Raw genomic sequence first — 24,103 nt, 5'->3', positions numbered from 1 at the left:
AAAGTGCAATCTGGTTCTGGCAGAACGACACTGAATCACGCCTCGCGAATCAACGGCTGGCCGGAGGCCAGTCCAATGCATGGGCGTGTCGGGCGGCCGCGTTCAGAGCCGCCAGAATCCGTCAGTATCCGACGAGGGTGTTCTCGTAACCCACTTCGGTCAGCACGGCCTGTATCATCCTGCGCTTTTCGCGGAAGGGCAGGAAGGCGCTCTTGAAGCCGTTGGTGATCAGTTTCAGCACGTCTTCCCGGTCCATCCCGAAGGTGGTGGCCACCTGGAAGAGTTCGTCGGTGACGGTGGTATTGCTGATCAGGCGATTGTCCGTGTTCACCGTCACCCGCAGACCCACATCCAGATAGAACTTGATCGGGTGATCGCCCAGCGTCTCACAGACCCGGGTCTGCACATTGCTTGTGGGGCAGGCTTCGATCGGAATGCGGTGGTCGTTCATGAAGTTCAGCAGGTCGCCATCTTCCTTCAGCCGGGTGGCGTGACCGATGCGGTGCGCGTTCAGGTGATGCAGTGCCTGGTGGATGCTGTCGGGTCCGTAGGCCTCGCCCGCGTGCACGGTACAATTGATGTTGTTCTTGCGGATCAGATAAAAGGCTTCGCGGTGATCCTTGGCCGGGAAGTTGGCCTCGGCACCGGCCAGATCAAATCCGAGCACACCCTGGTTCTTGTAGGCCACGGTCAGTTCGGCCAGCCGGATCGAGGTGCCCGGATTGATGTTGCGGATTCCGCAGATGATCACACCGCAGCGGATGTTGTAGTCGCGCTCGGCACGCTTCAGTCCGCGCAGCACGGCATCCATCACCTGGGGCAGGCCCAGACCCTTGTCCGTATGCAGGATGGGGCTGTAACGCACTTCCAGCCAGCGCACATTCTCCTGGGCGTTGTCCTCCGCCAGCTCGTAGGCCGTGCGTTCGAGGGCCTCTTCGTCCTGCATGACCGAGAGCGTGTGACGGAATACGCTCAGGTAGTCCACCAGATTGTCGAAGTGGGACCCCAGTCGCAGTTTGCGATACAGCTCCTTCTCGTCCATCGACGGCAGTTCGATCTGCCGTTCCTGGGCCAGTTCGATCATGGTGGCCAGCCGGATCGAACCGTCCAGATGGACGTGCAGATCCGTCTTCGGCATGGCGTGAATCTCTTCGCGTGTCAGGCTCATGGGGTACTCCAGTTGTTGCCCCCGGGGCATCCGTGCAGCACGGCCGCCTGGCGTGGGGAGAATCTCTCCAACATCAGCAGGCGGCCGGCCGGGTCTTGGTCTGTCAAACGGGAACCGGGGTCAACGTGCCCGCAGCGCCCGGCTCAGTTCTTCCAGCTTCTGGTAAGACGGACCCAGGTCCTTCTGGGCAATGGCCGTCTTCAGTTCGCGTCGTTCGGGCGACAGTTCCTCGTCCACCTGCAGCAGCCATTCGGCCAGGCGCGGGTTGACCGTGTCACTCAATTCAAAAGCTCGGATCAATGACAACAGGGAGTTGATCTCACCCCCGTTGAGGTCCAGCTGGGTCTCATCCTCGCCCACCACCGATTCCCAGCGCACACGCGGCATGTAGCCCAGGCGCCGCAGATCCTCGACGACCCGCTCGGCCGCCACGTTGGAGGCGATCATCAGGATGCACGGCGAGAACGGGGCCAGCCAGAACTTGCGCAGGCTGGGTACCAGGCTCAGTTCCTTCTGCAGGATCGCGTCTTCGGTCTTCAGCACGCGCAGCTGCGGATCAAGCAGAATGTGTCCGTGTTTGGTGGCCGCATCGGAGAGCATGTAGCTCACGTTCTGCGGAATGCCACTGGGGCAACGGGTTTCAAGGAATGAGAGCATCTGCTCGACGGCCACCCCGCTGTCGAACCCGCGGGAGAGCGACTGGGTGCTCAGCCGGAAGCGCCCCTTCTCGGGGTCCGCGAATCGCGCCAGGTAGAGCACGGCGGCGGGCGGGCATCCCACGGGGGTGAAGATTTCCAGGTTGGACTGGACGATCAGGTTCTCGTCTTCGCGGAACAGGCTGCCCATGGTGTCGGGGGCCTTGCCTTCGCGAATCAGCAGGCGACCGCGAGCACTGAGCCGGAAAACGGTACCGCCATCCTCGGGCATCCGCGCCACTTCGACCAGGCCCATCCAGAGCAGGGGCTGCAGAACCAGCTGGCTCACGAAACGGTCCACGTCGGCCAGGCGGGCATCGCTGCCTCCGCCTTCGCTCTGCAGATACAGCCAGGCCACGTCATCGGTGGACGTCCAGGCGTCGGGACTGATGTGATTCAGCACCCAGAGCACGCGCACGGCATCCAGCGAACGACCACTGCCGGCGCCACTGAATCGCGTGATCCAGGTGGCGGGCTGCAGTGGGTCCACATCGAAGTAGTACTCGAAGAGTCCGGTGAGGCTGGCGCCCGGGTTGGCGAAGAAGGCGGTCGCGGTACTCACGTCCACGGCCCAGACCTTGTTGTTCAGCTTGAGCACGCCCCGGTTTTCCAGGTAGTCCACCAGCACGTTCAGCAGGGCCGAATCTTCCTGGGGCGGATTGAACCGTGCGTTGATGCGGCGCGCTTCGCTCTTGTGAATGCCGCCCTTCTGGATGCGCGACACGCGGTTGCTGATCACGTGCACCAGCAGGGCCAGCACATTGTGGAACAGCATGTCCGGTCCGTGGATCACTTTCCAGGCTTCGGGCTCGATGCGTCCCGGGTACTCGGGATAGATCTGGCGCGGAGGATTGGTGAGACCGAAGTTGGTCTTCAGCATTTCCTGCGCGTCCTGCACGAGCACCACGCGCGATTCCACGGCGAAGTACTGGTCCTGCTTCAGCAGGTTCTCGCCGCCGGTGCTGAACAGCAGACCGCTGACCCGGTAGATCTGGGACAGGTGCGCCTTGATGTCGTCGTAGCCCATGCCCTGCCCGAAGAAGCCCATGTGGCGGCGCAGGTCCTTGAGTGTCAGTCCGCGGGGATTCATGGCCAGAACCTTCAGCAGCACGCGCTGGGCCGGGTCGAAGTGTTCCTCGGCGGCCGCCTTGAAGAGCTCGGGATCGAGCAGCAGGGCCTTGAACCGTGCCAGCTGCAGCACCCTGCGCTCGCCCGTCCATGAGTTGGCCGGGGCAGTGCGATAGAAGGTGCTGTCCATGCCGGCGAGAACCGATTCCCGCTCCAGATTCAATCGCGAACGCAGGCGGTTGCGGTAGAAGGTCGGCAGACGCAGCAGGGCTTCCAGATCGGGCGCCAGAGCCAGTACGGGAATCGTCTCGCCCGTGGCGTTCTGGGTGCGACGGTTGCGAACCAGGCCGGCGCTGCGCAGTTCGTCAAGAATCCGGGCGGGCTCTGACTGATGGGTGCGCTCCAGCTCGCGCAACACCTCGTCGCGCGGAGTTTCGCCGCCTTCGGCACAGAGAAAGAACAGGACTTCGACGTGCTCAAGATCGCTGTCCATGTAGCAGGCCAGATACTTGAGTGCACGGGATATCTGGGCAGATATCAGCTCTGAGGGCATGGGAGACCAGCCTTTGCTCGCCGGACCGGACCAGATATCTGGCTCGATGACGGGCGGAATCGTGGGGGGATCGGGATTGCGGAGCAGGCGATGGGGCGGCAGGATTCCACTACATTCCGGCCCCCGAGGGGTGGGGACTCCGGACTCGAAGGGTGAACCGGGACCTCACGCACCAGAACGGGAGCGGGCTCCATCATGGAACCGATGCGTGGAACTTTCAACGGTCACCTGCCATAAAGGAACATCGCGAATGGCCTGAGGCGGGCGGACAAGGCCGGAAATGCCACCTGCAGGGCCTGCCAGAGTATTGAAATCACCTATGAAAAGCAAACCACAGCCTCGGGTCCGGAAGCTGGGGAGGGGCAGTCGGGTCCTTGCTCTGCTGCTGCTCTCCCTGCTTGTGACGGGCTGCGTGATATCCACGGGTGTGCACCTGCTGCAGACCCGGGCGCAGGTCCTGGACTTCGACGAGAACTGCCACTTCGAGCCCGCACGCGGTGAGCGCGGTCCCCAGTTGCAGTTTCTGGATCCGCTGCTCACCCGCGACGACGTGCGCACCATCGCCAACGGCCGTTTCGCCAGCAGCATCGACTCGGTGGACGGCGAGGAGCGCTGGATCTACAGCTGGGTGCGCCACCCCGAGACCATCGATCGGCCCATCAACCTGGAACTGCGATTCCGCGACGACCGACTCTGCGCCCTGGCGCTGGACCCCCGCTTCAGCCAGATCCTCGGGGATGCACGCATCGAAATGCTGATGCGCAGTTTCACCAGCCGGATCACCGACCTGAACCTCAAGGCCCGCGAGATCCGCTGTCAGGTGCCCCTGGATTCCCTGGCCCGCTTTGCTCCCTTGGGAGCGAGTGAGCTGATGGGCTGTTTCGGCCGCTCCAATTACAGCAGAAACACGGAGATCCCGGGCAACCGGAGGCATGTCTACCGCTACCTGCTGCAGGGCACCGAAGGCGACAAGGCCAAGATGTCCTTCAGCGGCTATCTGGATTTCCGGCGGGATCTCGCCACCGCGGTTTCGGCCAGGATTGGCAGTTTCAGCCTGATTCTCGACTTCCAGGAGGAGCGGAATCGGGCGGGCGGGGGCGTCCCGGCAACCGCCTCAACAGGGCCCTGAGCAGGCGTTCAAAGCTGAAAATGGCTTTGCTTGACAGGGGAGGGGCTTTTGTCTATCTTCGCCGAGGCCGTCGAGCACCCTGCCGTCGGCATTTCGGATCCTTAACAGAGCGGAATCCGCGTGAACAGGAAAATCGTTGACCTCCTCGTCCAGGTGCTTCAATGGATCGGCGAGGGGCAGCAGGACCAGGCGGATATCCAGGCCATGATCGAAGACCTGCTGCAGAGCGGTTTCGAGCAATCGGATATTCAGATGGTGCTCAACTGGGTTCAGGACCGACTGAGTTCCGCGGGCCTGGTCTACAACGCAGCCCCTTTGTCCCCCAGAAGCCAGCGAGTGCTTCACAGCATGGAATCCACCAGCATCCGCCCGGAGCTGCTGCGATTCCTGATGGAACTGAAGAATCGCCAGCTGATCACCGCGGGAGAGGTGGAGTCCGGCCTGGAGCGCGCCCTGCTGATCAGTTGGCAGAACCGCTCGCTGGAAGATCTGCAGGACTTCGTCAATCATACCCTGCTGGGTCGCGACCAGCTCGATACCCGGCTTCAGCACCGCTTCGTGCAGCCCCATGGCGCCTGGAGCAGCCATTGAGCGGCGTTGCGCGCTTTCGCGTTCACTAGCGAACCGGTGAGGGCCCAGCCCGTATCACCGGTTCTTTCATTAAAAGGCAACTCCCATGGCACGATCCCTCGTCATCGTCGAGTCCCCGAAGAAAAGCGTCACCATCGGGAAATATCTGGACAGCTGGAAGCCGCGCACCTTCAAGGTGACCAGCAGTGTGGGCCACATCATCGACCTGCCCGAGAAGGAGCTGGGCGTGGATGTGGACAATCACTTCAAGCCCACCTACGTGCACGCCAGCCGCAAGGGCAAGGTCATCGGCGAGCTGAAGAAGCTGGCCAAGGACGCCGACGTGATCCTGCTGGCCACTGACCAGGACCGCGAAGGGGAAGCCATTGCCTGGCACATCGCCAACCTGCTGGACGAGGAAAAGCACGGCAAGCGGCTGGTCCAGCGGGTGCGCTTCAACGAGATCACCAAGGACGCCATCATCGAGGCCTTCAGCAAGCCCGACGTGATCAACCAGAGCCTGGTGGACGCCCAGCAGGCACGACGGATCATGGACCGCTTGGTGGGCTACAAGGTCAGCCCGCTGCTCTGGCGGGCCGTCAGCCGCGGACTGTCCGCGGGCCGTGTGCAGAGTGTGGCCGTGCGACTGATCTGCGAACGCGAAGCCGAGATCCAGGCTTTTGTCGCCGAAGAATACTGGAGTTTCGCCGGCCGCTTCCGCAGCCAGGTGGGCGAAGTCTTCGAAGCCAGCCTGCATCATCTGGACGGCAAGAAGCCCGATGTGAACAACACCGACCTGGCCATGTCCCTGAAGGCGGAAATGGAAGCCTCCAGCTGGACCGTCAGCGAGATCAACGAGAAGGATGTCTCGCGCAAGCCCTATGCGCCCTTCATCACCTCGACCATGCAGCAGGACGCCGCCCGGCGCCTGGGCTTCAGCCCCAAGAAAACCATGATGCTGGCCCAGCAGCTCTACGAAGGCGTGGAGTTGGAACAGGGCGAGAACACCGGTCTGATCACCTACATGCGAACCGACTCGACACGCCTCTCGAATCAGGCGCTCGACGAGATCCGCGAATGGATCGGCAGCTCACTGGGCGCCGACTACCTGCCCAAGTCGCCCGTACAATACAAAGGGCGCAAGAGTGCACAGGATGCCCACGAGGCGATTCGCCCCACCCGCATCGACCTGCGTCCGGAACGCCTGAATGCCTGGCTCACCCGTGACCAGTTGCGCCTGTACGAGTTGATCTGGAACCGGGCCGTGGCCAGCCAGGTGACTCCCGCACGCTATCGCCAGCGCACCATCGATCTCAGCGGAGGGCGTTTCGTCTTTCGTGCGGCAGGGCGTGTGCTGATGCATGAAGGCTTCCTGCGGATCTACGGCGACCCCAAATCCTCCAAGGGCGAAACCCCCACCGAGGGCCAGGAACCCCAGGAAGGCGATGACCGCTTCATTCCCACCAACATCCACGAAGGCGAGAATGCCCAGTTGAACGAGGTGGATCCGCGCCAGCACTTCACCAAACCCCCGGCCCGCTTCACCCAGGAAAGTCTGATCCGCAGCCTGGAAGAACTGGGCATCGGACGCCCCAGCACCTACGCCTCGATCGTGGACATGATCATGACGCGCAACTACGTGGAGATCAAGGAGAAGCGCTTCCATCCCACGGACCTCGGCCTGACCGTGAACAAGATTCTGGTCGAGAACTTCGCGGGCATCTTCAACGTGGATTTCACCGCCCGGATGGAAAACGATCTGGACAGCGTGGAACAGGGACGCGGCTGGACCGAGGTGCTTCAGGACTTCTACGGTCCCTTCAACAGCGCCCTGCAGACCGCCGAGGGCAACCTGAAGGAGATCAAGACCGGGCTGACCCAGCCGGTGGGCGAAGACTGCCCCGAGTGCAAGAACGGCCTGGTATACAAGTGGGGCCGCCACGGACGGTTCATCGCCTGCAGCAACTTCCCCGCCTGCAAGTACACGCGCAATCTCGAGGAGGACGGCGCTCCCGAGGTGGATGTCGTGTGCGAAAAGTGCGGCAAACCCATGCAGATCAAGACCTCCAAGTACGGCAAGTTCCTGGCCTGCAGTGGATATCCCGGTTGCAGCAATACCATGCCGATGACCCTGGGCGTGCCCTGCCCCAAGCCCGACTGCAAGGGCCAGATCTCCGAACGACGCACCAAGCGCGGCCGGGTCTTCTACGGCTGCACCAAGTATCCGGGCTGCGACTTCGCCAGCTGGGACAAGCCGGTGGACAAATCCTGCCCCACCTGCGAGAGTCGCTACCTGGTCATGAAACACACCGAGAGCCGTGGAGACTTCCTGCGCTGCCCCGTGTGCAAGAGCGAGTACGAATCGGTGGCCGCCCTCAGCGAGTGAGCCGGCATGAGCCGAGTTTCACAGTGCCATGGCCACTTCAGATACTTTTTGAATACGAGTTTCCCGGACCGGTTTCTGGCCCGGGATTCTTTTTGCCACGGGGTGCAAGCTTGCGGGAACAACGCTTCACCTTTCACTCTCTCAGGAAAGACGCTAAGTTGCCTGCCGTGCCGGGAACGATCCCGGAACTGAAGTTGACCGGCGATTCTGCCGATTCCCAAGCAGGCAAGAGATCACCGCCGTCTTCCAACGGATCAGTCAGTTTGAGGCCCGCTTGAACGACGCCCCGAACCCGCACAGTACCCTGCTCGATGACTTCCTGCGCTACCTGCATGTCGAACGCAATTATTCTCCGAACACCATCGAAGCCTATCAGCGCGACTGCCGCCAGTATCTGGACTCGCTGGGCGATGCGCCCGCTTTCGAGCGCGACGGCATCCGGCGTTTCCTGGCCCGTCGCCAGCAGCAAGGCATCAGCCGACGTTCGGTGGCCCGCCAGCAGGCGGCGCTGCGCAGCTGGTGCCGCTGGCTGCTGAAACGCGGCACCCTGTCACACAATCCCCTCAAGGCCATGCCCTCACTGCGCCAGGCCCGCCCCCTGCCGGGCTGCCTCAGCGAAGAAGAAGTGCGTCAGGCCATCGAGAACCTCGATCCGGTGGACTTCCGCTCCTGCCGCGATCGCTTCCTGCTGGAACTGTTCTACTCCACGGGCATGCGCCTCTCGGAACTTGTCTCACTGGAAGTGGGGCAGGTGCGTGGAGACAGCGTGCGCGTACGCGGCAAAGGGTCTAAGACCCGCGTGCTGCCTCTGGGCACTCCCGTTCGCCAGTTGCTGCCCCGGTGGCTGGAACAACGCCGGAAGAAACTGCTGGAGAAGGCGGGAACCGCACAGACCAACGCCCTGTTGCTCAATGCACGCGGAGGCCCCCTGGGTGTACGTGGCGTACAGAAGATCGTCTTCGCGCGGCTTCGCGACGTGTCCATCAGCGGATCACTGTCGCCTCACCTGCTGCGGCACAGTTTCGCCACCCACATGCTCAACCGGGGCGCCGACCTGCTGACCGTGCAGGAACTGCTGGGCCATGCATCACTTTCGACGACACAGATCTATACCCATTTGGCTGCTGACCGGCTCAAGGAGATTCATCGCCAGGCCCACCCCCGTTCCTGAGTGCGGGGCGCGAAGCCGATCTTCCCGCCGGTGCTTCATTTTCAGACATGGAGGAAAAATGAAAACGACCGTCACCTCACGTCACTTCAAGGCATCGGAAAAGCTCAAGGACTATGCCTCCGGTGAAGTGGGAAATCTCGGCAGGTATATCGACAACATCGTGGACTGTGACATCGTGCTGTCCTACGACGTGCGCCAGAACAAGACCGTGGAAGTCAGTGTGCACGTCAAGGGCGATACCCTGGTGGCCAGCGATACCAGCGACAACTTCTACAAGAGCGTGGACAAGTCGGTGGCCAAACTTCAGAAGCAGGCCCAGAAGCTGAAGGAAAAGCAACTGGTTCGCCACTAGACGCCGCTGCGGGGCCCGTCCAGCGCTTGGCCCCGATCATTCGATACCGATACGGCGTCCCGCCTCCCGAAGGGCGGGACGCCTTTCTCCCGGGTCCTGCACGCTGGCGAGTTCTGCCCGGACTTTGGTAATCTTGCCCGCCTTGCTGGAACACTGCAGGCCAAGTCGCCTGCAAAGAAGGGCGATTCCATCTGACGAAGGCGCAGCCGGGTCGTGAGCCAACGGACCCGTGCCCAGAGGAAAACCAGATGAATTCACTGTCCGTCGGGGATTTTTTCGAGCGGGAGAAGGACGAACTCTTCCTGCAGACCCTCACCGGTGAAGCGGGCTTCGAGCGGGAGATCCTGCAGAAGAACCTGCACCGTCCCGGGCTGGCTCTGGCAGGGTACCTGGACCTGTTCACCTACGACCGGGTGCAGATCCTGGGCAACACGGAAATCAGCTTCCTGGAGTCCATCGGCGACGCGCGCACGCGCGACTCGATCCAGAAAGTGATGGTGTACGACATTCCCTGCATCGTGGTCACCAACAGCAATCCCGTGCCGGAAGGCCTGGTGGAACTGGGCCGGGAGAAAGGCATTCCGGTCTTCTCCTCCAGCCTGGGCACCACCGAATTCACCCACCTGCTCAGCGACTTCCTTGACGAACACTTCGCCCCCACGGTCCAGATGCACGGCACGCTGGTGGACGTGTACGGAACCGGGTTGCTGCTCACCGGCAAGAGCGGCATCGGCAAGAGCGAAGTCGCGCTGGATCTGGTCGAACGCGGACACAGACTGGTGGCCGACGACGTGGTCACGATCACGCGCAAGGCCGACAGTGTGCTCATCGGGCGCTGCAACGAAACCCTGCATCACCTGATGGAAATCCGGGGTCTGGGGATCATCGATGTCAAGGAAATCTTCGGTGTACACTCCATCCGCATGCAGAAGCGCGTGGAAATGATCGTGGAGCTGAGAGTCTGGCAGGATCGCGACGGTTTCGAGCGCACGGGCCTGGACAAGACCTCCAAGGACGTGCTGGGCATCGATGTGCCACACGTGCAGCTGCCGATCTTTCCCGGCAAGAACATCACGGTGATCTGCGAGACCCTGGCCCTCAACCTGCACCTGCAGGTCTACGGCTACGACGCCGCCGAGGAGCTCAACCGGCGCTTGCTGAAGTCCATGCAGGACAAACAGCGTCTGAAACATTATCTGCGGCGGGACAACGAATGACGCGTGCCCTGCTCATCACCCACGGCGACCTGGCACAGGGGCTGTTGAGCGCGGCCACCCAGATCGTGGGGCCGATCACGGACGTGGACTGCCTGAGCAATCGCGACCTGTCCAGGGACGAGCTGGTGCTGCGTATCGGAGAGTGGCTTGATCGTGATGAGGACCCGGTACTGTTGCTGGTCGATTTCCCGGGCAGCAGCTGCCACATCTCCTCCAGCATTGCCCTGCGCACACGCCCCGGACGCGCTCCGCTGCTCTGCGGCGTGAACCTGATGATGTTGGTGGGCCTGGTGAACAAGCGCCATGAACTCAGCGGTGACGAACTGAGCCAGGCCTGTCTGGAGTCGGCCCGACGCAGTCTTCAGTGCAAGGAAACGTCAGCATGAGCGGCACCTGGCAGCTCCGCATCGATGAACGCCTGATCCACGGACAAGTGGTCCTTGGCTGCTGCATGTCGTCCCACGTGCGCCGCATGGTGCTTCTGGACGACACGATCGCGGCCAGCGAGTTCGAGCAGGAACTGTACTCGCTGGGCATTGAACCCGAACAGAATCTGGAATTCCTGAGCGTGGCCGAATGTGCCGAACGCATGCAGTCCCCCCCGCCCGAGAACACCATGATCGTGATGCGCTCACCTCTGGTGGCCCTCGAGCTGGTGCAGGCCGGAGCCCCCGTGCAGCGGATCTGCATCGGTGGGCTCAACTATCGCCACGGCAGCAGGCGGCTGCTGGACTACGTGCATGTCACACCGGAAGAAGAGGTCGCGTTGCGCGAGCTGCTGGCCGCCGGTATCGCGCTGGAATGTCGGCAGGTGCCCGCGTCGGAAGGAACCGATCTCTCATGTCTTCTGTAACACGCCCACTCTGCCCGCCTGTCGTTCCCAACACGGTGCGTGCCGTGATCTTCGACCTGGACAATACTCTGGTCGATTTCATGTACCTGAAGCGCCAGTCGATCACGGCCGCCGCCCAGGGCATGGTCGATGCCGGCCTCGAGCGCAACGTGGACGAGATCGTCGAGGCGATCTACCGCATCTACGATCGCGAGGGCATGGAGTACAAGGAGATCCTCGACCGTTATCTGGTCGAGAGCACGGGCGAGCTTGACCCCAAGATCCTGGCCTGCGGCATCGTGGCCTACCGGCGAGCGCGCACCGCGCACATGGTGCTGTACCCCCACGTGAAACTGACCCTGATGCAACTGCTCAAGCGCGGCCTGCGGTTGGCCGTGCTGACCGATGCGCCACGCCAGAAAGCCTGGTTGAGGCTGGCCAACCTGAACCTGCAGCACTATTTCGATCCGGTGATCACCCACAACGACACCGGGCATCACAAGCCTCACTCAGCGCCCTTCCACGCGGTGCTGGCCGCCCTGGGCCTGCCCGCGCATCAGGTGATGATGGTGGGCGACTGGCCCGAGCGGGACATCGAGGGCGCACGCGCCCTCGGCCTGCACACCGCGCTGGCGCTTTACGGTTCCACCATGGATACCGCCAACCATCGTGCCGACTACGAGCTGCGCGACATTGCCGATCTGCCCGGCGTGCTGGACACCCTCAACGGCGGGCATGCCCTGCCTCCCCAGGGCGAACGGGACAGCGGCGCGTGATCCTCTGGCAGCAGCAGGCCTCCGCCCCCCTCGCCGAGGCACTCGAAACTCTCGCCCGTCACCCTGAACTCCTCCACCCGGACGAAATCCTCGCCTCGGATGGCAAGGCCCGCCCGGGCCCCAGTCTGGCTGTCCGCGGCCTGGCGAAACCGCTGCTGGTGGAGGCTCTGGCTGGTCAGGGAATCGAGCTGGCCGCCTGCCAGATCTCCATCCTGCCCTTCAACGCTCCCCCCGAGGTCCGGCTGCCACAGGCACTTCCACCCGGGCTTGCCCTGCACATCAGCCTGAGCCACAGCGGCCAGCGGGTGCTGTGCCTGGTGGTGCTGGAAGGCCGGGACTGAGCCCTCAATCACGGGCCGGGCAGAGAATTCCCTGCCTGCTTCCATATCTTGAGCCCTGCTTCGCAACGAAGGCGCGCGGCCGGCGCACTCCGGTCAGATCGGATTCCTCACCATGAGCTGCATCCTCAGTGTCGAACAGATGAAGGAAATGGACCGGGCCAGTGTGGAAGACCTGGGCCTGGCAGCGCTCTGCCTGATGGAAAACGCCGGTCGGGGCTGTGCCGACCTGCTGGCCAGGCGCATCGAGGAATGGAACTGCAGCTGGCCCGCCATTCTCTGCGGCACGGGCAACAACGGGGGCGACGGCTACGTGATCGCCCGCATGCTGGCCAATCGCGGCATCGACTGCACGATCTTCGCCCTCGGCAAGCCTGCTGGACTCAGCCCTGAGACGGCCGCCAACCGGGCCATCGTCGAGAAGATGGGCCTGGAGCTTGTGCCCGTCACCAACCCCGCCGAGCTGCCGGACCTGCGCGAGTTCGATCTGCTGATCGATTGCGTGCTGGGAACCGGCCTCAAGGGTGCCGCCAGGACGCTCACCGGAGCCCTGATCGGGCTGATCAACGACAGCGGTGTGCCCGTGGTGGCCATTGACATTCCCTCGGGCGTGCAGGGTGATACAGGTCTGGCACTCGGTCCCGCGGTGATCGCGCGGGAAACCCTGACCATGGCCGCCCCCAAGCGCGGACTGGTGCTGCAGCCGGGGCGAGAACTGTCGGGCCCCTGGACCACGGTGGACATCGGCTACGACACGGGCCTCTTCGAGGGCGGCGAGGAATGGCAGTGGCTCACACCCGCCGCACTGGCACCCGCCCTGCCCCGTCGTCACTCGGCCTTTCACAAGGGTCTGGCCGGACACGTACTGGTGATCGCGGGATCCACGGGCCTGACGGGAGCGGCCATGCTGGCCAGCCAGGCTGCCCAGCGCTCGGGCGCCGGGCTGGTACGACTGGCTCTGCCCGCCAGTCTGAATGCGATCTGCGAAAGCGCGCTGCCAGAAATCATGACCCTGCCCCTGCCCGATGCGGGCCGCGGTTTTCTGGGCCCCGATGCCCTGGATGCTCTGGCCGAGTCGCTGGAGTGGGCACAGGCTGTCGTGCTGGGGCCCGGCCTGGGTCGCGACCCCGGCACACAGGAACTGGTGATCCGCCTGATTGCCTCCTGCACCAAACCCTTGGTGCTGGACGCCGATGCCCTGGTGGCGGCCGCCGGCAACATCGAGGTTCTGGCGGAGAACGACTCTCCACGCGTCATCACTCCGCACCCCGGCGAACTGGCCCGATTGCTGGGGCAGGAGAAGCCTCTGGCGCATCACGCCCTGGTGGAAGCCGCGGCCGACCTGGCTGGCGAGCTGGACCTGACCGTGATCCTCAAGGGTGGCCCCACCGTGATTCTGGGCGCCGACCGCAGCGTGCGGGTGAACTCCACCGGGAACCACGGCATGGCCACGGGCGGTACCGGAGATGTACTCGCCGGACTGCTGGGCGGACTGCTGGCCCAGGGCTGTGATCCGGACGAGGCTCCCGCTCTGGCCGTCTGGCTGCATGGCCGCGCCGGAGACCTGGCCGCGAAACGCCAGGGCGCACGCTCGATGGGAGCGATCGACCTGCTCGGGAAACTGTCCCGGGCCTTCCGTGAACTGGAGGCTCTGTCTTGAAGCCCTGCCCGCGCTGGAGTGACAACCTGCCCGCCGTGCTCGTGTTCGGTCTGGTCTGGATCGGGTCCTCGATTCCCGCCGACTCCATGCCCGACACCCAACTCTTCGACTACGACAAACTGCTGCACTTCGGCGAGTACACGGTGGTCGGCCTGAGCCTCTGGTGGCTGGTCCGACGCAGCACACGGATTCCGGACGGCCTGAACCGCTTCTTCTTCGTGCTGGCGCTAGGCATGCTCTGGGGCATGGTCGACGAATTGCACCAGGGCTTCTCGGGGCGCGACTCCAGCCTCTGGGATCTGTTGGCCGACAGCATTGGGTTGATCACCATTTCAACGATCGCCGCTCGGGGTTGGCTGGATTGGCTGCTCGCCTTTGGAGTGGGCCCCGACGGGGAAAGTGTCCGGAATCCCTGACACACCCCCCCTGCAAATTGGGGGACACCGCACCCGAGGCCTGTCACCCCACCCGCGGATCGCTACCATGGCCCGGCGATCACGACCAGGAACAATCATCAAGTCACAAGGAGACACAGCATGGTCAACAAGGTCACCCTGATCGGGCGCCTGGGAAAGGATCCCGAATTCCGCATGACGGCCGGTGGCACCGCCGTGGCAAAGTTCACTCTGGCCACCTCCGAGAAGCGCAAGAATGCCAATGGCGAGCTCAGTGAACAGACCGAGTGGCACCGGATCACCTGCTGGGGCCGCCAGGCCGAAGTCGCGCGCGACTATCTGAACAAGGGCTCCCTGCTCTATGTCGAGGGCCGCATCCACTACGACAGCTACGACAACAAGGAAGGCCAGAAAGTCTACACCACCGACATCGTGGTGAACAACTTCCAGATGCTCTCCGGCCGTGGCGACAGCGGTGGTGGCGGGGGAGCTTCCCATGGGTCCCATCGCAGCGAGGCTCCGGCGAGCAGCGGTTCCGGTGGAGATTCCGGCAGTTCCGGCGGCGGCGGTTTCGACGACGACGACCTGCCGTTCTGAAACGAAAAGGGCCGGGAATTTCCCGGCCCTTCGTTCTCCATCCCCGGATGTTTCAGGCCAACACCTTGAAGGCGTGTTTCCAGTCGTTGCGCAGGAATCCGGGAATGCACCAGAGCATGGCCAGAGGTTCGATCGCCCGGGCGGCTTCGGCCAGGCCCATGTCCACCGTGTCCCAGCCGAACTGGTCCAGGATTTCCGTGACTGTGTTGCGCGCTCCCGTGTCGTTGCCGCAGATGAACATGCTGGGGCGTCCGCCGGCCAGTTCGGGGTTCACCATCAGTGCACTGCCCACCGAGTTGAAGGCTTTCACCAGGCGCAGAGCGGGAAAGGCCTTCTGCAGGCGCTCCATGAGTGACTCATCCAGACTGGTGAAGTAGCGCAGCACTCCATTCACCGGGGCGGCGTCGGCGATGGGGTTGGTGGCATCCAGCACCACCTTCGCCCCCAGGGATTGTCCACCGGCCTGCTCCAGTACCTGCTGGGCCACCGTGCCTTTCACGGCCAGAACCAGCACACTGCCGAAGGCTCCCGCCTCGGCCACAGTGCCCAGTCGCACACCCGGATTCACCTGCTGCCAATCGGCCAGTTTCTCCGGCGAGCGGGTTCCCAGCAGAACCGCATGCCCGTGTGCCACGAATCCCGCCGCCAGGGTCTGGGCCACGATGCCCGAACCAAGAATTCCAACTTTCATCGTCAAGGTCCTTCCAGTCTCGTTCGTGTGTCAAACCGCCACGACGGTGTCGTTCCCGTGCTCCGGCAACCGCGCGATCAGGCGTTGTAGGCTGCGGCGAAGACGGGGGCGAAATCTTCCAGCGTGGTCGGAGTGGTGTTGCGTGCGTCGCGGGCCGGCAGATTCAGCTCTCCCTTGCTGATGGCGCCCAGCATTTCCAGATAGAGCCCCGCCATGTCGGCTGTCAGTCCGGCGCCTTCCATGCCGCCGCGCACGGTGGCTTCATCCACCTGAACGTAGGTCAGCTCGGGCTTGCCGATGGCCTTGCCCAGAATCGTGGCCACCTCGGACTGTGTGTAGTCACGCGCTCCCAGCAGGTAGCGCACACGGCCATCCACGGAGCGCTCCGCCAGCAGTTCTTCGGCCGCCGCATCGGCGATGTCGCGAGTGGCGATCAGGGTCTGTATCTCATCGGGCGACCCGATCGATGCCATGATCCCGGCCTGTTTGATCAGACCGATGCTGTTGAAGGTGTTCTCCATGAAGTAGCCGGCGCGCAGGTGGGTCAGCTCGATGCCCGGCAACGAGTTCAATCCCTGCTCCATGTGATACAGTCCCACGATTGGACCTGTGCCCGATGGACGGTCTGCGCCTGCGCTGCTCAGGCTCACCACGCGCTTGACCGCGCTGCCTTTGAGGGCCTCCACGAGCGTGTCCGCGGCCTGTCGCTGCCAGGCCCGGAAATCGGCCACGGCAAAGTTGGGCGGAATCAGCACGAACACCCCCTTGGCTCCGGCGAAGGCCGTGCGCAGAAAGTCTCGATCCAGCTGATCACCAATCGCGGCTTCCGCTCCGAGGGACACCAGATTCTGCAACCGGTCCCGCGAGCGACCGACGACACGGACCGCCTGCCCTTTTTCCAGCAGTGTCGCCGCCAGCCTGGATCCGATGTGACCGCTTGCTCCCATGATGACGTACATGATCTCTCTCCTTTTAACTGTAAGTGCTTTTGTTACGATTGTGTGCAAAAAAAATCAGCTGCCACAGACGGGACCGCCCGCCATGATCGACTGCTTCAGATCCGCGATCGTGTGCGCGGCCAGTTCCTGTTCGAGGGCGGCTTCCGCCTTCCGGTAGACCTGATCCAGGCTTTCCTCGATGCGCGCACCCACGGGGCAGTTGGCGTTGGGCGTGCTGCGATGGGTCTGGATCAGTCCGCCTTCCTTGACCGCCTCATAGACATCCAGCAGGCTGATGGCCACAGCGGCTCGCGCCAGCCGATAACCGCCGCGCTGCCCCGGCAGGCTTTCCACCAGCCCTGCCCTGCGCAGTGCCGCGATCAGGCGCCGGATGACCACCGGATTGGTGTTCACGCTGCGCGCGATCCATTCCGAAGTGGCCCGTTCGGCACCCAGCACATCCAGCAGTACAAGGATGTGCACGGAGATGGCGTGGCGGCTGTTGATGCATCCTCCTTGCCCGCGGGCTTCCTGGATCGAGACCACCGGGGCATCCGCTCCGATGACGGGCCAATTGTAATCAGATTGGTTGCGAATGTCAAGAGTGATTTGAATGGAAGTGTCGCGTACCACCGGTTTGGCCGGCAGCGGTCTGATACCCGTCAAGAGCGTTCTTCTGGCCGATTGCTATCTGAGGTCCTCTCCGGGCCGTTCGGGCCGGGTGCGTGGGACGGAAGGAGACCTGCCGCATGTTGCGCCCCATTCTGCTCAGTCTTGCTCTCGCGACGGTGCATGGCCCGACCTGTGCGGCACCACGACTGCAGACACTGATGAAGGGCCTGCATGGCGGTGGATCCTGCCGGGCCGTGCAGGTTCTGGACTCGCTGGCACTGATCAGCAATGGTCCTTATCTGAGAGTCCTGGATTGCTCCGACGAGACCTCGCCCCGCTCCATCGGGTTGCTGAAAATGCCGGATGAGATCCTCGACATCCAGGTCGCCGACCAGATCGCCTGGCTGGCGCACTCCTACGAGGGCATCAGCGCCGTTTCCCTGGCCGATCCCCGGCATCCTGTGATACTGCGAACCTCCAGATCCTGGGGCCAGGCCAACGCCCTGATTCTGCGTGACGAATACCTCTATGTGGCCGACGGACTGTCCGGTCTGCGAATCGTGCCCTGGGAAGGCCTGCTCGAGCGCCGCACGCAAGGTTGGTTCTGGAACACACCCGGCAATGCGGTCTCACTTGCCCTGGAAGGCTCCAGGGCCTATGTGGCCGACAGCGACGGTGGAGTACAGCTGCTGGACATTCAGGATCCCAGCAACATCATCTGGATCGCCGGCTTGCTGGATTCCCTTTCGATCGCCCGTGTGGCCGTCAAGGACAGCATCCTCTATGCCGTTGAAACCAGAAACCAGTCTCGCACGCATGTGACACTGCATGTCCTGGATGTTCGCGACCCCGACACCCCTCACGAGCTGGACATCAGGAGTGTGTTTTCCGACACGGACGGAAACCTGGCCCTCCAGAACAACACACTCTATCTGGCCTCAGGGTGGGGCGGGCTCAGCATGCTGGACATCTCGGACCCGGCAGAGATTCCATACCAGTCCCATTTCTCTGATCCAGACGGATGTGTGGATGTATCACCAAAATCCTATCTCGCCTACCTGGCCTGTGGGAAGTCAGGGTTCCGCATCGCGGACCTCATTCTGCCCGGCTACGAATTCGTGGCGGGGCGGTACTCCACGCCGGTGGAACCCATGAAGATCGTTCAGCGGGACGGCCTGGCCTGGGTGGCGGACAGACATGAAGGCTTGACGCTGTTCGATGTGCGCGATCCCCTGGATCCGCGGGAACTCTCCTGGATCAACCTGACCGACGGTATCGTCGACTTCGCGGTGACTGACAGCTTCCTGTATGCCCTGTCAGGCGGACGTTCGCTTCGGATCTACACGAATGACACTCCGGGTGTGAATGAGCAGACCGGCTATTTCCAGTACGGCACCAACATCCTCAGCCTGGCCGTGACGGGAGATCTGGTGTGTCTGCTTTCAAGAAACGCCCTCAGATTCCTGGATACATCCGATCAGCTTCATCCACTGGAAATCGGTCTGTGGTCCACCACGCTGGATCTGAAGTACATGGCCGTTGAGGACAGCCTGGCTTATCTGGTCAGTGCCACGAAGGGGGTCCTGGTGGTGGATTTCCATGATCCACGGACACCGATTCCAGTCGGAGGATGGTGTCCGGACATCGGAGAACTGGCCCCGATTGACGTTCGTGGGAACACGGCATACGTCATGTCCAGCCCACATACCCTGAACATTCTGGATGTGAGCGACCCTGGCGCGATCACCCTTCTGAGTGCCACCGACAGCCTGTCCATGCGTGGGAGGATCCACCCTGCGGACAGCGTGCTCTTCTATCAGTGCATTTTCTCGGGCTATGGGGCGTTGGACATCCGGGATCCTGAACACCCCGTACCGCTGGGAGAGACCGAACCGGGTCGCCGCTGGACCGTCGATCTGGCCGTGGAAGGCAGGACGATCACATCGATTGAGTCTGGGGTGGGGCTGGTCATTGATGAGTGGGCCATTCTGGACGTGGCGGACCCCGAAGACCCTGAAGACCCCGAAACGCCCCAGCAGTTCACTCTGCCACGCAACGCTCCCAACCCGTTCAATGCCGGCACACGCATCAGCTGGACTCTTCCTGTGTCAAGCCGGGTCGAACTCACGGTGTTCGATCTTGGAGGGCGTCGGGTGAGACATCAGGATCTGGGCCGAATGGTCCAGGGCCAGCATGAGTATCGACTGGTGGCGGATGACCTGCCAAGTGGAGTGCTGTTCTACCGGATCGTGACCGAACAGGAGACACACTGGGGCAAGATGCTGCACCTGAAGTGAGACGGTACCCCGCAGGGCATGGTGAGACGACGTGTCCATGGGGCGGGTCGTGGATGTGGGGGGTTTGATCGCCCGGCGTCAGCTGCGGCGCTAAGCGGCGTCAGCTGCATGCCGGGGAAGTGGACATCAGCTGCGGCACGAAGGGGCGTCAGCTGCATGTCGGGGGGTGGACATCAGCTGCGGCGCGAAGAGGCGTCAGCTGCATGTCGGGGCGTGGACATCAGCTGCGGCGCGAAGCGGCGTCAGCTGCATGTCGGGGCGTGGACATCAGCTGCGGCACGAAGGGGCGTCAGCTGCATGCCGGGGATGAAGAGCGTCAGGTTCCTGGACGAAACTCGAGCCACAGTCCGTGGGCGAACTCCGGTTCCAACAGGACGCGCTCAGAGGTGTCGTGCTCATCCCGGGTCCGAATCCGGGCACTCGCCAGCACCTGCCGGACTTTCGCCAGATCCGTCACGCTGAAACTGGCTCCAATCACGGGCCGACCGGGCAGACGCTGATGGGACGCGGGAAGAATGACGACCCGCCCCGAGTCAAGCGACACGACCTGTGCGCGCACCGGCTCCGGTGCCTGCACCTGGCTGGACTGCACGGTCCCGCCCAGCTGCACGAGCAGCCGCACCAAGTCGTCCCCGTGCTCGGTGGCAATCCACACCGCACTCAGCGCCATGGCCCCATTGGCATGGGCAAAATGCTCGGGGCGATCGCTCACACTCCGATTGTCGCGAACCAGGAACAGGCAGTCGAACTCGGGCAATGACAGCTGAGTGATGTCTCCCGCCTGCCGAAATCCGTAGCCTCCCTCGGTCAAGCAGTCATGGAGTTGGCGCGTATCACGTGCATGAAGGGACATGAACGCCGGTCCGTCCCCCGAGTCGAGAAACGCTGCATAGTGGGCCGTGAGCCCATCATTGATTTCCGGCACTGCCAGCAGCTCGATTCCCGCTCCATCCACGAACTTCAGGTGAGCATTGCGAATCCCGTTGTCGTGAACACACCCGGGTTTCAGTGCAAAGCCAAGTTCAAGAAACGTCGTGCACGCCCGTTCCAGATCGCCCACGGCCAGCGTGAGATGGTCCAGCCCCAGTGTCACTGGACAGTCCGCCAGGCCGCGGGGCGCGAGCCATGTTGCCCAGATGCCCAGTGCCAACATCCATGCTATGAACCTGCTGACCATCAGGCTATTCCTCATTCACCCACAAAGTCGTATCCGGAAGGCGACAGCCGCATCACTTCAGGACAACCACTTTCTGGCTCGCCCTCTGCGTCCGTGATTCAAGTGAGAGCAGATAGACCCCACTGGCAAGACTGGATCCGGCCAGCACGGATTCATGTATGCCCGCCCCGTGCCAGCCGGATTCGACAACCTGAATCCGCTCTCCTGTCAAGGAATACAGCACCAGGGTGATCTCTCCGGAGTGCGCAAGTCCGTAGCGGATCCGGCTGGTGGGATTGAAAGGATTGGGATACACGGGGTCCAGCCACAAACTGGCGGGCAGAGTTGTGGGCGAAGTCAGCTCCGTCAGACTTTCCAGTTCCAGCAACACCAAGCCTCCGCTGCCGTCCGCAAGCGCGACCGTATGTCCGAACGTGTCCACGCCGCGAGCCGATCCGTGACTGTCCCAGGCTGTGCGCTCGAAGGTCAGTGAGGGATCTTCCACATCGATCACCCGCAGTCCACCGTCGCGATCGGCCACCAGAGCCAGATCACCAGCCAAGGTCATGCGTCGGGCCATGCCCGGAGTATCCTGTGCGCCCACTTCCGCCGGAAACTCGGGCAGAGTCAGATCCACGATGCGCAGACCCGCGTCCTCGGCACAGACATAAGCCAGCGCGTCAATCAACTCCACGCCGACCAGATTGCCAGAAAGCTCAAGAACTTCCAGCTCCCGGGGCTGGCCCGGGTCCGAAATGTCCACAATCTGAAGACCGGAGTTCGCGCAGGCCACCACCAGCAGTCCGTGGGAAGCGGCCACATCCCAGGCGAATCCGGGAGTGGGAATCGTGGCACGCTGCACCGGTTGCAGGGGATTGCCGATGTCCACCAGCTCAACCCCGCCCGAGCCGGCCGCAAGGCAGACCAACGAGCCGGAAACGGCCAGGCCGTAGACATCTCCTCCAGCGCCCCAGTTGATGATGGACTGCGGAGAGGCCGGATCCGCCACGTTCACGATGCTGAAGCCCGCATTGTCATTGGCGATGCACAGTCGATCGCCCTGTTTCACAAGATCCACCGCACTGCCCGGCATCAGCAGCTCACTCAGCCAGTCCACCTGGCCCTCGGGCTGCCAGCTGAACACCTGCAGGCCACGGCTGCCGCAGGTCGTGAAAGCAATCCCATCCTCCAGGATCACCGCGCCGACGGATCCCGGTGTGTTCCAGCGACCCAGTCGTTCGGGTTGATCGGGATCAGACAGGTCCACCACGGCCAGTCCGCCACTGCCTTCGGCCAACCAGGCGCGGTCCGCCCCCAGGACCAGATCCTGGATTCCCGCCATCAGCGATCCCTGGAACTGGAGCACACCCGGGACACTCCCGTCGATCACGCGCAGACTGAAGCCATCGGCCAGTGCCACGCGCGAGTTGGCCACCGCAATGGCCCGGGCCACCCCGGGCGTGTCCAGCTCGCCGATGAACTGAGGTCCCTCAGGCTGGCTCACGTCAAGCACCTTCAACCCGCCCGTGTCATCGGCCACCCAGACCAGGGTCCCTTCGTAGGCCACCCCGTTGACACGCCAGGGCGTGTCCGTCACGGACAGTTGCTGGGGCTGAAAGGGATTGCCCAGATCGAGCATGCGGACGCCGGAGGTGCCGTCGGCCAGGGCCAGCAGTGGGCCATTCAGGTCCAGATCCTGAGCTTCGATGGCACCCGCGAACGCACCAAGTTCAACCGGTGCCAAGGGATCGGCAATCGAGATCACCCGCAATCCGGCGCTGCCATCGGCCACCAGCAGAAGTTCGCCCAGCAGCTCAACGGCTGTCGCCGAGCCCGGCGTATCCAGTCGCCCCAGGGACTCCAGTTCGCCGGATTCCGTCCAGCGAGCGCCCGCCACCCCTTCGCTGCCCAGTGCCATCCAGGCCTGCGACCCACTGGCGGCAAGCCCGAGTATCACACCGGGCTGGTTCAGATCAGCCAGAGAGATCGGGGTGACCACACTGTCCGCCGCGATGTGCAGCCGTGTGCCGGCCCCAAACCAGAGATGCCCCCCGGATCTCGCAAGGGCCAGCACACTGCCGTCGCTCACGCCCAGGAACTGGGGTTGCTGCGCCCTTGCGACGCATGTCAGCAACAGGAGCAAGGAAGCCGCCGCGATGAGGCGTGCACCGTGCATGCAGGTCTCCCCGGAAAGTTGGATGCGTTGTGCCGTGTGTGGCCCGGAGCGGGACTCCGTGGCAAAGAGAAAAAGGGCGACCGGACACCGCCGACCGCCCCTGGATCACTCCTGTTCCGTGTCTCCGGACTCGTCATCTTCCGGAAGCAGCGACGGGTCAAGATGGGGTGGAATCGGTGCCGGCGCATAGATCTCGCGCGGGGATTCGCGTTCCATCTCCTCAAGCATCGTGCCGATCGTGCGCACCAGCGACTTGACATGGCGCTGTGTGACCGCACTGATCAGAAAATCGTGTGCCATCTTCAACCCGCGTTTCGAGGGTGTGGTGATGTCACTCTTGGTCAGCACCACCAGGCTGGGCCGCTTGGCCAGCTCGGGCGCATAGGTCGCCAGTTCGCGCCGCAGGATTTCCAGTTCCTTGATGGGATCTTCGGCGGACACATCCACCAGGTACAGCAGCAGGCGTGTGCGTTCCACATGGCGCAAAAACTGGTGTCCCAGCCCGCGTCCCTCGTGGGCCCCCTCGATCAGTCCGGGAATGTCCGCCATGGCGAAGGACTTGTACTGAGCGTAGGGCACGATGCCGATGTTGGGCACCAGCGTGGTGAAAGGATAGTCCGCAATCTTCGGGCGCGCCGCCGACACGGTGGCCAGCAGGGTGGACTTGCCCGCATTGGGGAAACCCACCAGACCCACGTCCGCGAGAATCTTCAGTTCCAGGGCCAGGGTGCGTTCGTGGTTCGGCCCGCCTGGGGTGAAATCCCGGGGTGCCTGATTGGTGGAGCTGCGGAAGCGGAAGTTGCCCTTGCCGCCATGCCCGCCGTTGAACAGCACGAGCCGCTGGCCCACACTGACCATGTCGGCCAGCAGTTCACCGGTGGCCGCATCGCGCACCTGGGTGCCCAGAGGCACCTTGATCACGCAGTCCTTGCCGCGCCGCCCGGTCTGTTTGCCGCCCTTGCCGGGCTGGCCGTGTTCGGCCTTGAATACACGCGACCACTTGAAGTCCAGCAGGTTGGTGCGGTGTTCATCCACGAGCAGCACAAGATCTCCCCCACGCCCCCCGTCTCCCCCGTCCGGTCCGCCCTTGCGGATGTACTTCTCGCGATGGAAGGAAACGCTGCCGTCGCCACCCTTGCCGCTGGCCACTTCAATCTCGACGTGATCGATGAACATGCTTCTGCCCCGGAATTGCTGCCGGAACTCTCTCCGGTCAAGTGGGCGTCCTTGATTGCACGCCCGAACGGCCCCCAACATAAGGATTCGCTTTCTCCTTGCGGGCGGTCCCAACGGGTCGCATGCCCCGTGGGGGCAGCGCGGGGGGCA

General features: G+C 63.2%; 22 protein-coding genes. 14 read left to right on the top strand and 8 right to left on the bottom strand.

The features are described from left to right. Nucleotides 1–121: 121 nt before the first annotated feature. Nucleotides 122–1,198: an adenosine deaminase gene (gene add, locus H6678_10795; GenBank protein ID MCB9474286.1), complete on the bottom strand. Its 1,077-nt coding sequence runs from the start codon at nt 1,196–1,198 to the stop codon at nt 122–124. Nucleotides 1,199–1,288: 90 nt separating this feature from the next. Beyond that, nucleotides 1,289–3,484, bottom strand: coding sequence for a helicase-associated domain-containing protein (locus H6678_10790; protein ID MCB9474285.1), 2,196 nt, complete (start codon nt 3,482–3,484; stop codon nt 1,289–1,291). 319 nt (nt 3,485–3,803) lie between these two features. Here H6678_10790 and H6678_10785 point away from each other — a divergent pair, with 319 nt between their 5' ends. The 13 genes from H6678_10785 (at nt 3,804) to H6678_10725 (ending at nt 14,907) form a co-directional block, all read left to right on the top strand. Beyond that, nucleotides 3,804–4,613, top strand: coding sequence for a hypothetical protein (locus tag H6678_10785; protein MCB9474284.1), 810 nt, complete (start codon nt 3,804–3,806; stop codon nt 4,611–4,613). A gap of 120 nt (nt 4,614–4,733) precedes the next feature. Next, nucleotides 4,734–5,204 carry a DUF494 family protein gene (locus H6678_10780; GenBank protein MCB9474283.1) on the top strand — a complete coding sequence of 157 codons (471 nt, stop codon included), beginning with the start codon at nt 4,734–4,736 and terminating at the stop codon, nt 5,202–5,204. An 85-nt stretch (nt 5,205–5,289) separates the two neighbouring features. Continuing rightward, nucleotides 5,290–7,569, top strand: coding sequence for a type I DNA topoisomerase (gene topA / locus H6678_10775; GenBank protein MCB9474282.1), 2,280 nt, complete (start codon nt 5,290–5,292; stop codon nt 7,567–7,569). A 274-nt stretch (nt 7,570–7,843) separates the two neighbouring features. Further along, a complete protein-coding gene (locus H6678_10770) occupies nt 7,844–8,740 on the top strand; it encodes a tyrosine recombinase XerC (GenBank protein MCB9474281.1) in 897 nt (298 codons plus the stop codon). Nucleotides 8,741–8,798: 58 nt separating this feature from the next. Next, a complete protein-coding gene (gene raiA, locus H6678_10765; GenBank protein MCB9474280.1) occupies nt 8,799–9,092 on the top strand; it encodes a ribosome-associated translation inhibitor RaiA in 294 nt (97 codons plus the stop codon). 248 nt (nt 9,093–9,340) lie between these two features. After that, on the top strand, nt 9,341–10,309 hold the full coding sequence (locus H6678_10760; GenBank protein MCB9474279.1) for an HPr kinase/phosphorylase: 969 nt from the start codon (nt 9,341–9,343) through the stop codon (nt 10,307–10,309). Then, on the top strand, nt 10,306–10,695 hold the full coding sequence (locus H6678_10755; GenBank protein MCB9474278.1) for a hypothetical protein: 390 nt from the start codon (nt 10,306–10,308) through the stop codon (nt 10,693–10,695). The genes H6678_10760 and H6678_10755 overlap by 4 nt, the downstream gene beginning before the upstream one ends. Continuing rightward, entirely contained in the window at nt 10,692–11,162 is a 471-nt protein-coding gene (locus H6678_10750) for a PTS sugar transporter subunit IIB (protein ID MCB9474277.1), read from the top strand. Before H6678_10755 ends, H6678_10750 begins: the two co-directional genes overlap by 4 nt. Next, entirely contained in the window at nt 11,150–11,917 is a 768-nt protein-coding gene (locus tag H6678_10745; protein MCB9474276.1) for an HAD-IA family hydrolase, read from the top strand. The genes H6678_10750 and H6678_10745 overlap by 13 nt, the downstream gene beginning before the upstream one ends. Then, complete coding sequence (locus H6678_10740; GenBank protein ID MCB9474275.1) at nt 11,914–12,258, top strand: hypothetical protein; 345 nt, start codon at nt 11,914–11,916, stop codon at nt 12,256–12,258. The genes H6678_10745 and H6678_10740 overlap by 4 nt, the downstream gene beginning before the upstream one ends. A gap of 112 nt (nt 12,259–12,370) precedes the next feature. Next, on the top strand, nt 12,371–13,915 hold the full coding sequence (locus H6678_10735; protein ID MCB9474274.1) for an NAD(P)H-hydrate dehydratase: 1,545 nt from the start codon (nt 12,371–12,373) through the stop codon (nt 13,913–13,915). Then, nucleotides 13,912–14,331 carry a VanZ family protein gene (gene vanZ / locus H6678_10730; protein ID MCB9474273.1) on the top strand — a complete coding sequence of 140 codons (420 nt, stop codon included), beginning with the start codon at nt 13,912–13,914 and terminating at the stop codon, nt 14,329–14,331. The genes H6678_10735 and vanZ overlap by 4 nt, the downstream gene beginning before the upstream one ends. A gap of 120 nt (nt 14,332–14,451) precedes the next feature. Further along, the gene (locus H6678_10725) at nt 14,452–14,907 is read left to right on the top strand and encodes a single-stranded DNA-binding protein (GenBank protein MCB9474272.1); all 456 of its coding nucleotides are present in this window, start codon (nt 14,452–14,454) and stop codon (nt 14,905–14,907) included. 52 nt (nt 14,908–14,959) lie between these two features. Here H6678_10725 and H6678_10720 read toward each other — a convergent pair whose 3' ends face one another. From H6678_10720 to H6678_10710, 3 genes are all read right to left on the bottom strand, one after another. Beyond that, nucleotides 14,960–15,598, bottom strand: a complete 639-nt coding sequence (locus H6678_10720) for an NAD(P)-binding domain-containing protein (protein MCB9474271.1) — start codon at nt 15,596–15,598, stop codon at nt 14,960–14,962. Between the two features lie 77 nt (nt 15,599–15,675). Beyond that, entirely contained in the window at nt 15,676–16,557 is an 882-nt protein-coding gene (locus tag H6678_10715; GenBank protein MCB9474270.1) for an NmrA family NAD(P)-binding protein, read from the bottom strand. Between the two features lie 54 nt (nt 16,558–16,611). Next, complete coding sequence (locus H6678_10710; GenBank protein MCB9474269.1) at nt 16,612–17,043, bottom strand: Rrf2 family transcriptional regulator; 432 nt, start codon at nt 17,041–17,043, stop codon at nt 16,612–16,614. A 242-nt stretch (nt 17,044–17,285) separates the two neighbouring features. Here H6678_10710 and H6678_10705 point away from each other — a divergent pair, with 242 nt between their 5' ends. Then, nucleotides 17,286–19,445, top strand: coding sequence for a hypothetical protein (locus H6678_10705; GenBank protein ID MCB9474268.1), 2,160 nt, complete (start codon nt 17,286–17,288; stop codon nt 19,443–19,445). A 316-nt stretch (nt 19,446–19,761) separates the two neighbouring features. Here H6678_10705 and H6678_10700 read toward each other — a convergent pair whose 3' ends face one another. From H6678_10700 to obgE, 3 genes are all read right to left on the bottom strand, one after another. Next, nucleotides 19,762–20,622 (bottom strand): VOC family protein, encoded by an 861-nt coding sequence (locus H6678_10700; GenBank protein MCB9474267.1) that lies wholly within the window; start codon nt 20,620–20,622, stop codon nt 19,762–19,764. A gap of 52 nt (nt 20,623–20,674) precedes the next feature. Then, nucleotides 20,675–22,777 carry a T9SS type A sorting domain-containing protein gene (locus H6678_10695; protein ID MCB9474266.1) on the bottom strand — a complete coding sequence of 701 codons (2,103 nt, stop codon included), beginning with the start codon at nt 22,775–22,777 and terminating at the stop codon, nt 20,675–20,677. Nucleotides 22,778–22,882: 105 nt separating this feature from the next. Beyond that, complete coding sequence (gene obgE / locus H6678_10690; GenBank protein MCB9474265.1) at nt 22,883–23,953, bottom strand: GTPase ObgE; 1,071 nt, start codon at nt 23,951–23,953, stop codon at nt 22,883–22,885. Between the last annotated feature and the right edge of the window lie 150 nt (nt 23,954–24,103).

The organism is Candidatus Delongbacteria bacterium, from assembly GCA_020634015.1.
GTDB lineage: Bacteria > CAIWAD01 > CAIWAD01 > CAIWAD01 > CAIWAD01 > JACKCN01.
The sequence above is the reverse complement of the archived record's forward strand: the minus strand, read 5'-3'. Positions and strand labels throughout refer to the sequence as shown.

Excerpts from the sequence above, each read along its gene's own strand:
- add (MCB9474286.1), bottom strand. The coding sequence starts at position 1,198 with ATGCCCCGGGGGCAACAACTGGAGTACCCCATGAGCCTGACACGCGAA.
- H6678_10790 (MCB9474285.1), bottom strand. The coding sequence starts at position 3,484 with ATGCCCTCAGAGCTGATATCTGCCCAGATATCCCGTGCACTCAAGTAT.
- H6678_10785 (MCB9474284.1), top strand. The coding sequence starts at position 3,804 with ATGAAAAGCAAACCACAGCCTCGGGTCCGGAAGCTGGGGAGGGGCAGT.
- topA (MCB9474282.1), top strand. The coding sequence starts at position 5,290 with ATGGCACGATCCCTCGTCATCGTCGAGTCCCCGAAGAAAAGCGTCACC.
- raiA (MCB9474280.1), top strand. The coding sequence starts at position 8,799 with ATGAAAACGACCGTCACCTCACGTCACTTCAAGGCATCGGAAAAGCTC.
- H6678_10760 (MCB9474279.1), top strand. The coding sequence starts at position 9,341 with ATGAATTCACTGTCCGTCGGGGATTTTTTCGAGCGGGAGAAGGACGAA.
- H6678_10755 (MCB9474278.1), top strand. The coding sequence starts at position 10,306 with ATGACGCGTGCCCTGCTCATCACCCACGGCGACCTGGCACAGGGGCTG.
- H6678_10750 (MCB9474277.1), top strand. The coding sequence starts at position 10,692 with ATGAGCGGCACCTGGCAGCTCCGCATCGATGAACGCCTGATCCACGGA.
- H6678_10745 (MCB9474276.1), top strand. The coding sequence starts at position 11,150 with ATGTCTTCTGTAACACGCCCACTCTGCCCGCCTGTCGTTCCCAACACG.
- H6678_10735 (MCB9474274.1), top strand. The coding sequence starts at position 12,371 with ATGAGCTGCATCCTCAGTGTCGAACAGATGAAGGAAATGGACCGGGCC.
- H6678_10725 (MCB9474272.1), top strand. The coding sequence starts at position 14,452 with ATGGTCAACAAGGTCACCCTGATCGGGCGCCTGGGAAAGGATCCCGAA.
- H6678_10720 (MCB9474271.1), bottom strand. The coding sequence starts at position 15,598 with ATGAAAGTTGGAATTCTTGGTTCGGGCATCGTGGCCCAGACCCTGGCG.
- H6678_10715 (MCB9474270.1), bottom strand. The coding sequence starts at position 16,557 with ATGTACGTCATCATGGGAGCAAGCGGTCACATCGGATCCAGGCTGGCG.
- H6678_10705 (MCB9474268.1), top strand. The coding sequence starts at position 17,286 with ATGTTGCGCCCCATTCTGCTCAGTCTTGCTCTCGCGACGGTGCATGGC.
- H6678_10700 (MCB9474267.1), bottom strand. The coding sequence starts at position 20,622 with ATGGTCAGCAGGTTCATAGCATGGATGTTGGCACTGGGCATCTGGGCA.
- H6678_10695 (MCB9474266.1), bottom strand. The coding sequence starts at position 22,777 with ATGCACGGTGCACGCCTCATCGCGGCGGCTTCCTTGCTCCTGTTGCTG.
- obgE (MCB9474265.1), bottom strand. The coding sequence starts at position 23,953 with ATGTTCATCGATCACGTCGAGATTGAAGTGGCCAGCGGCAAGGGTGGC.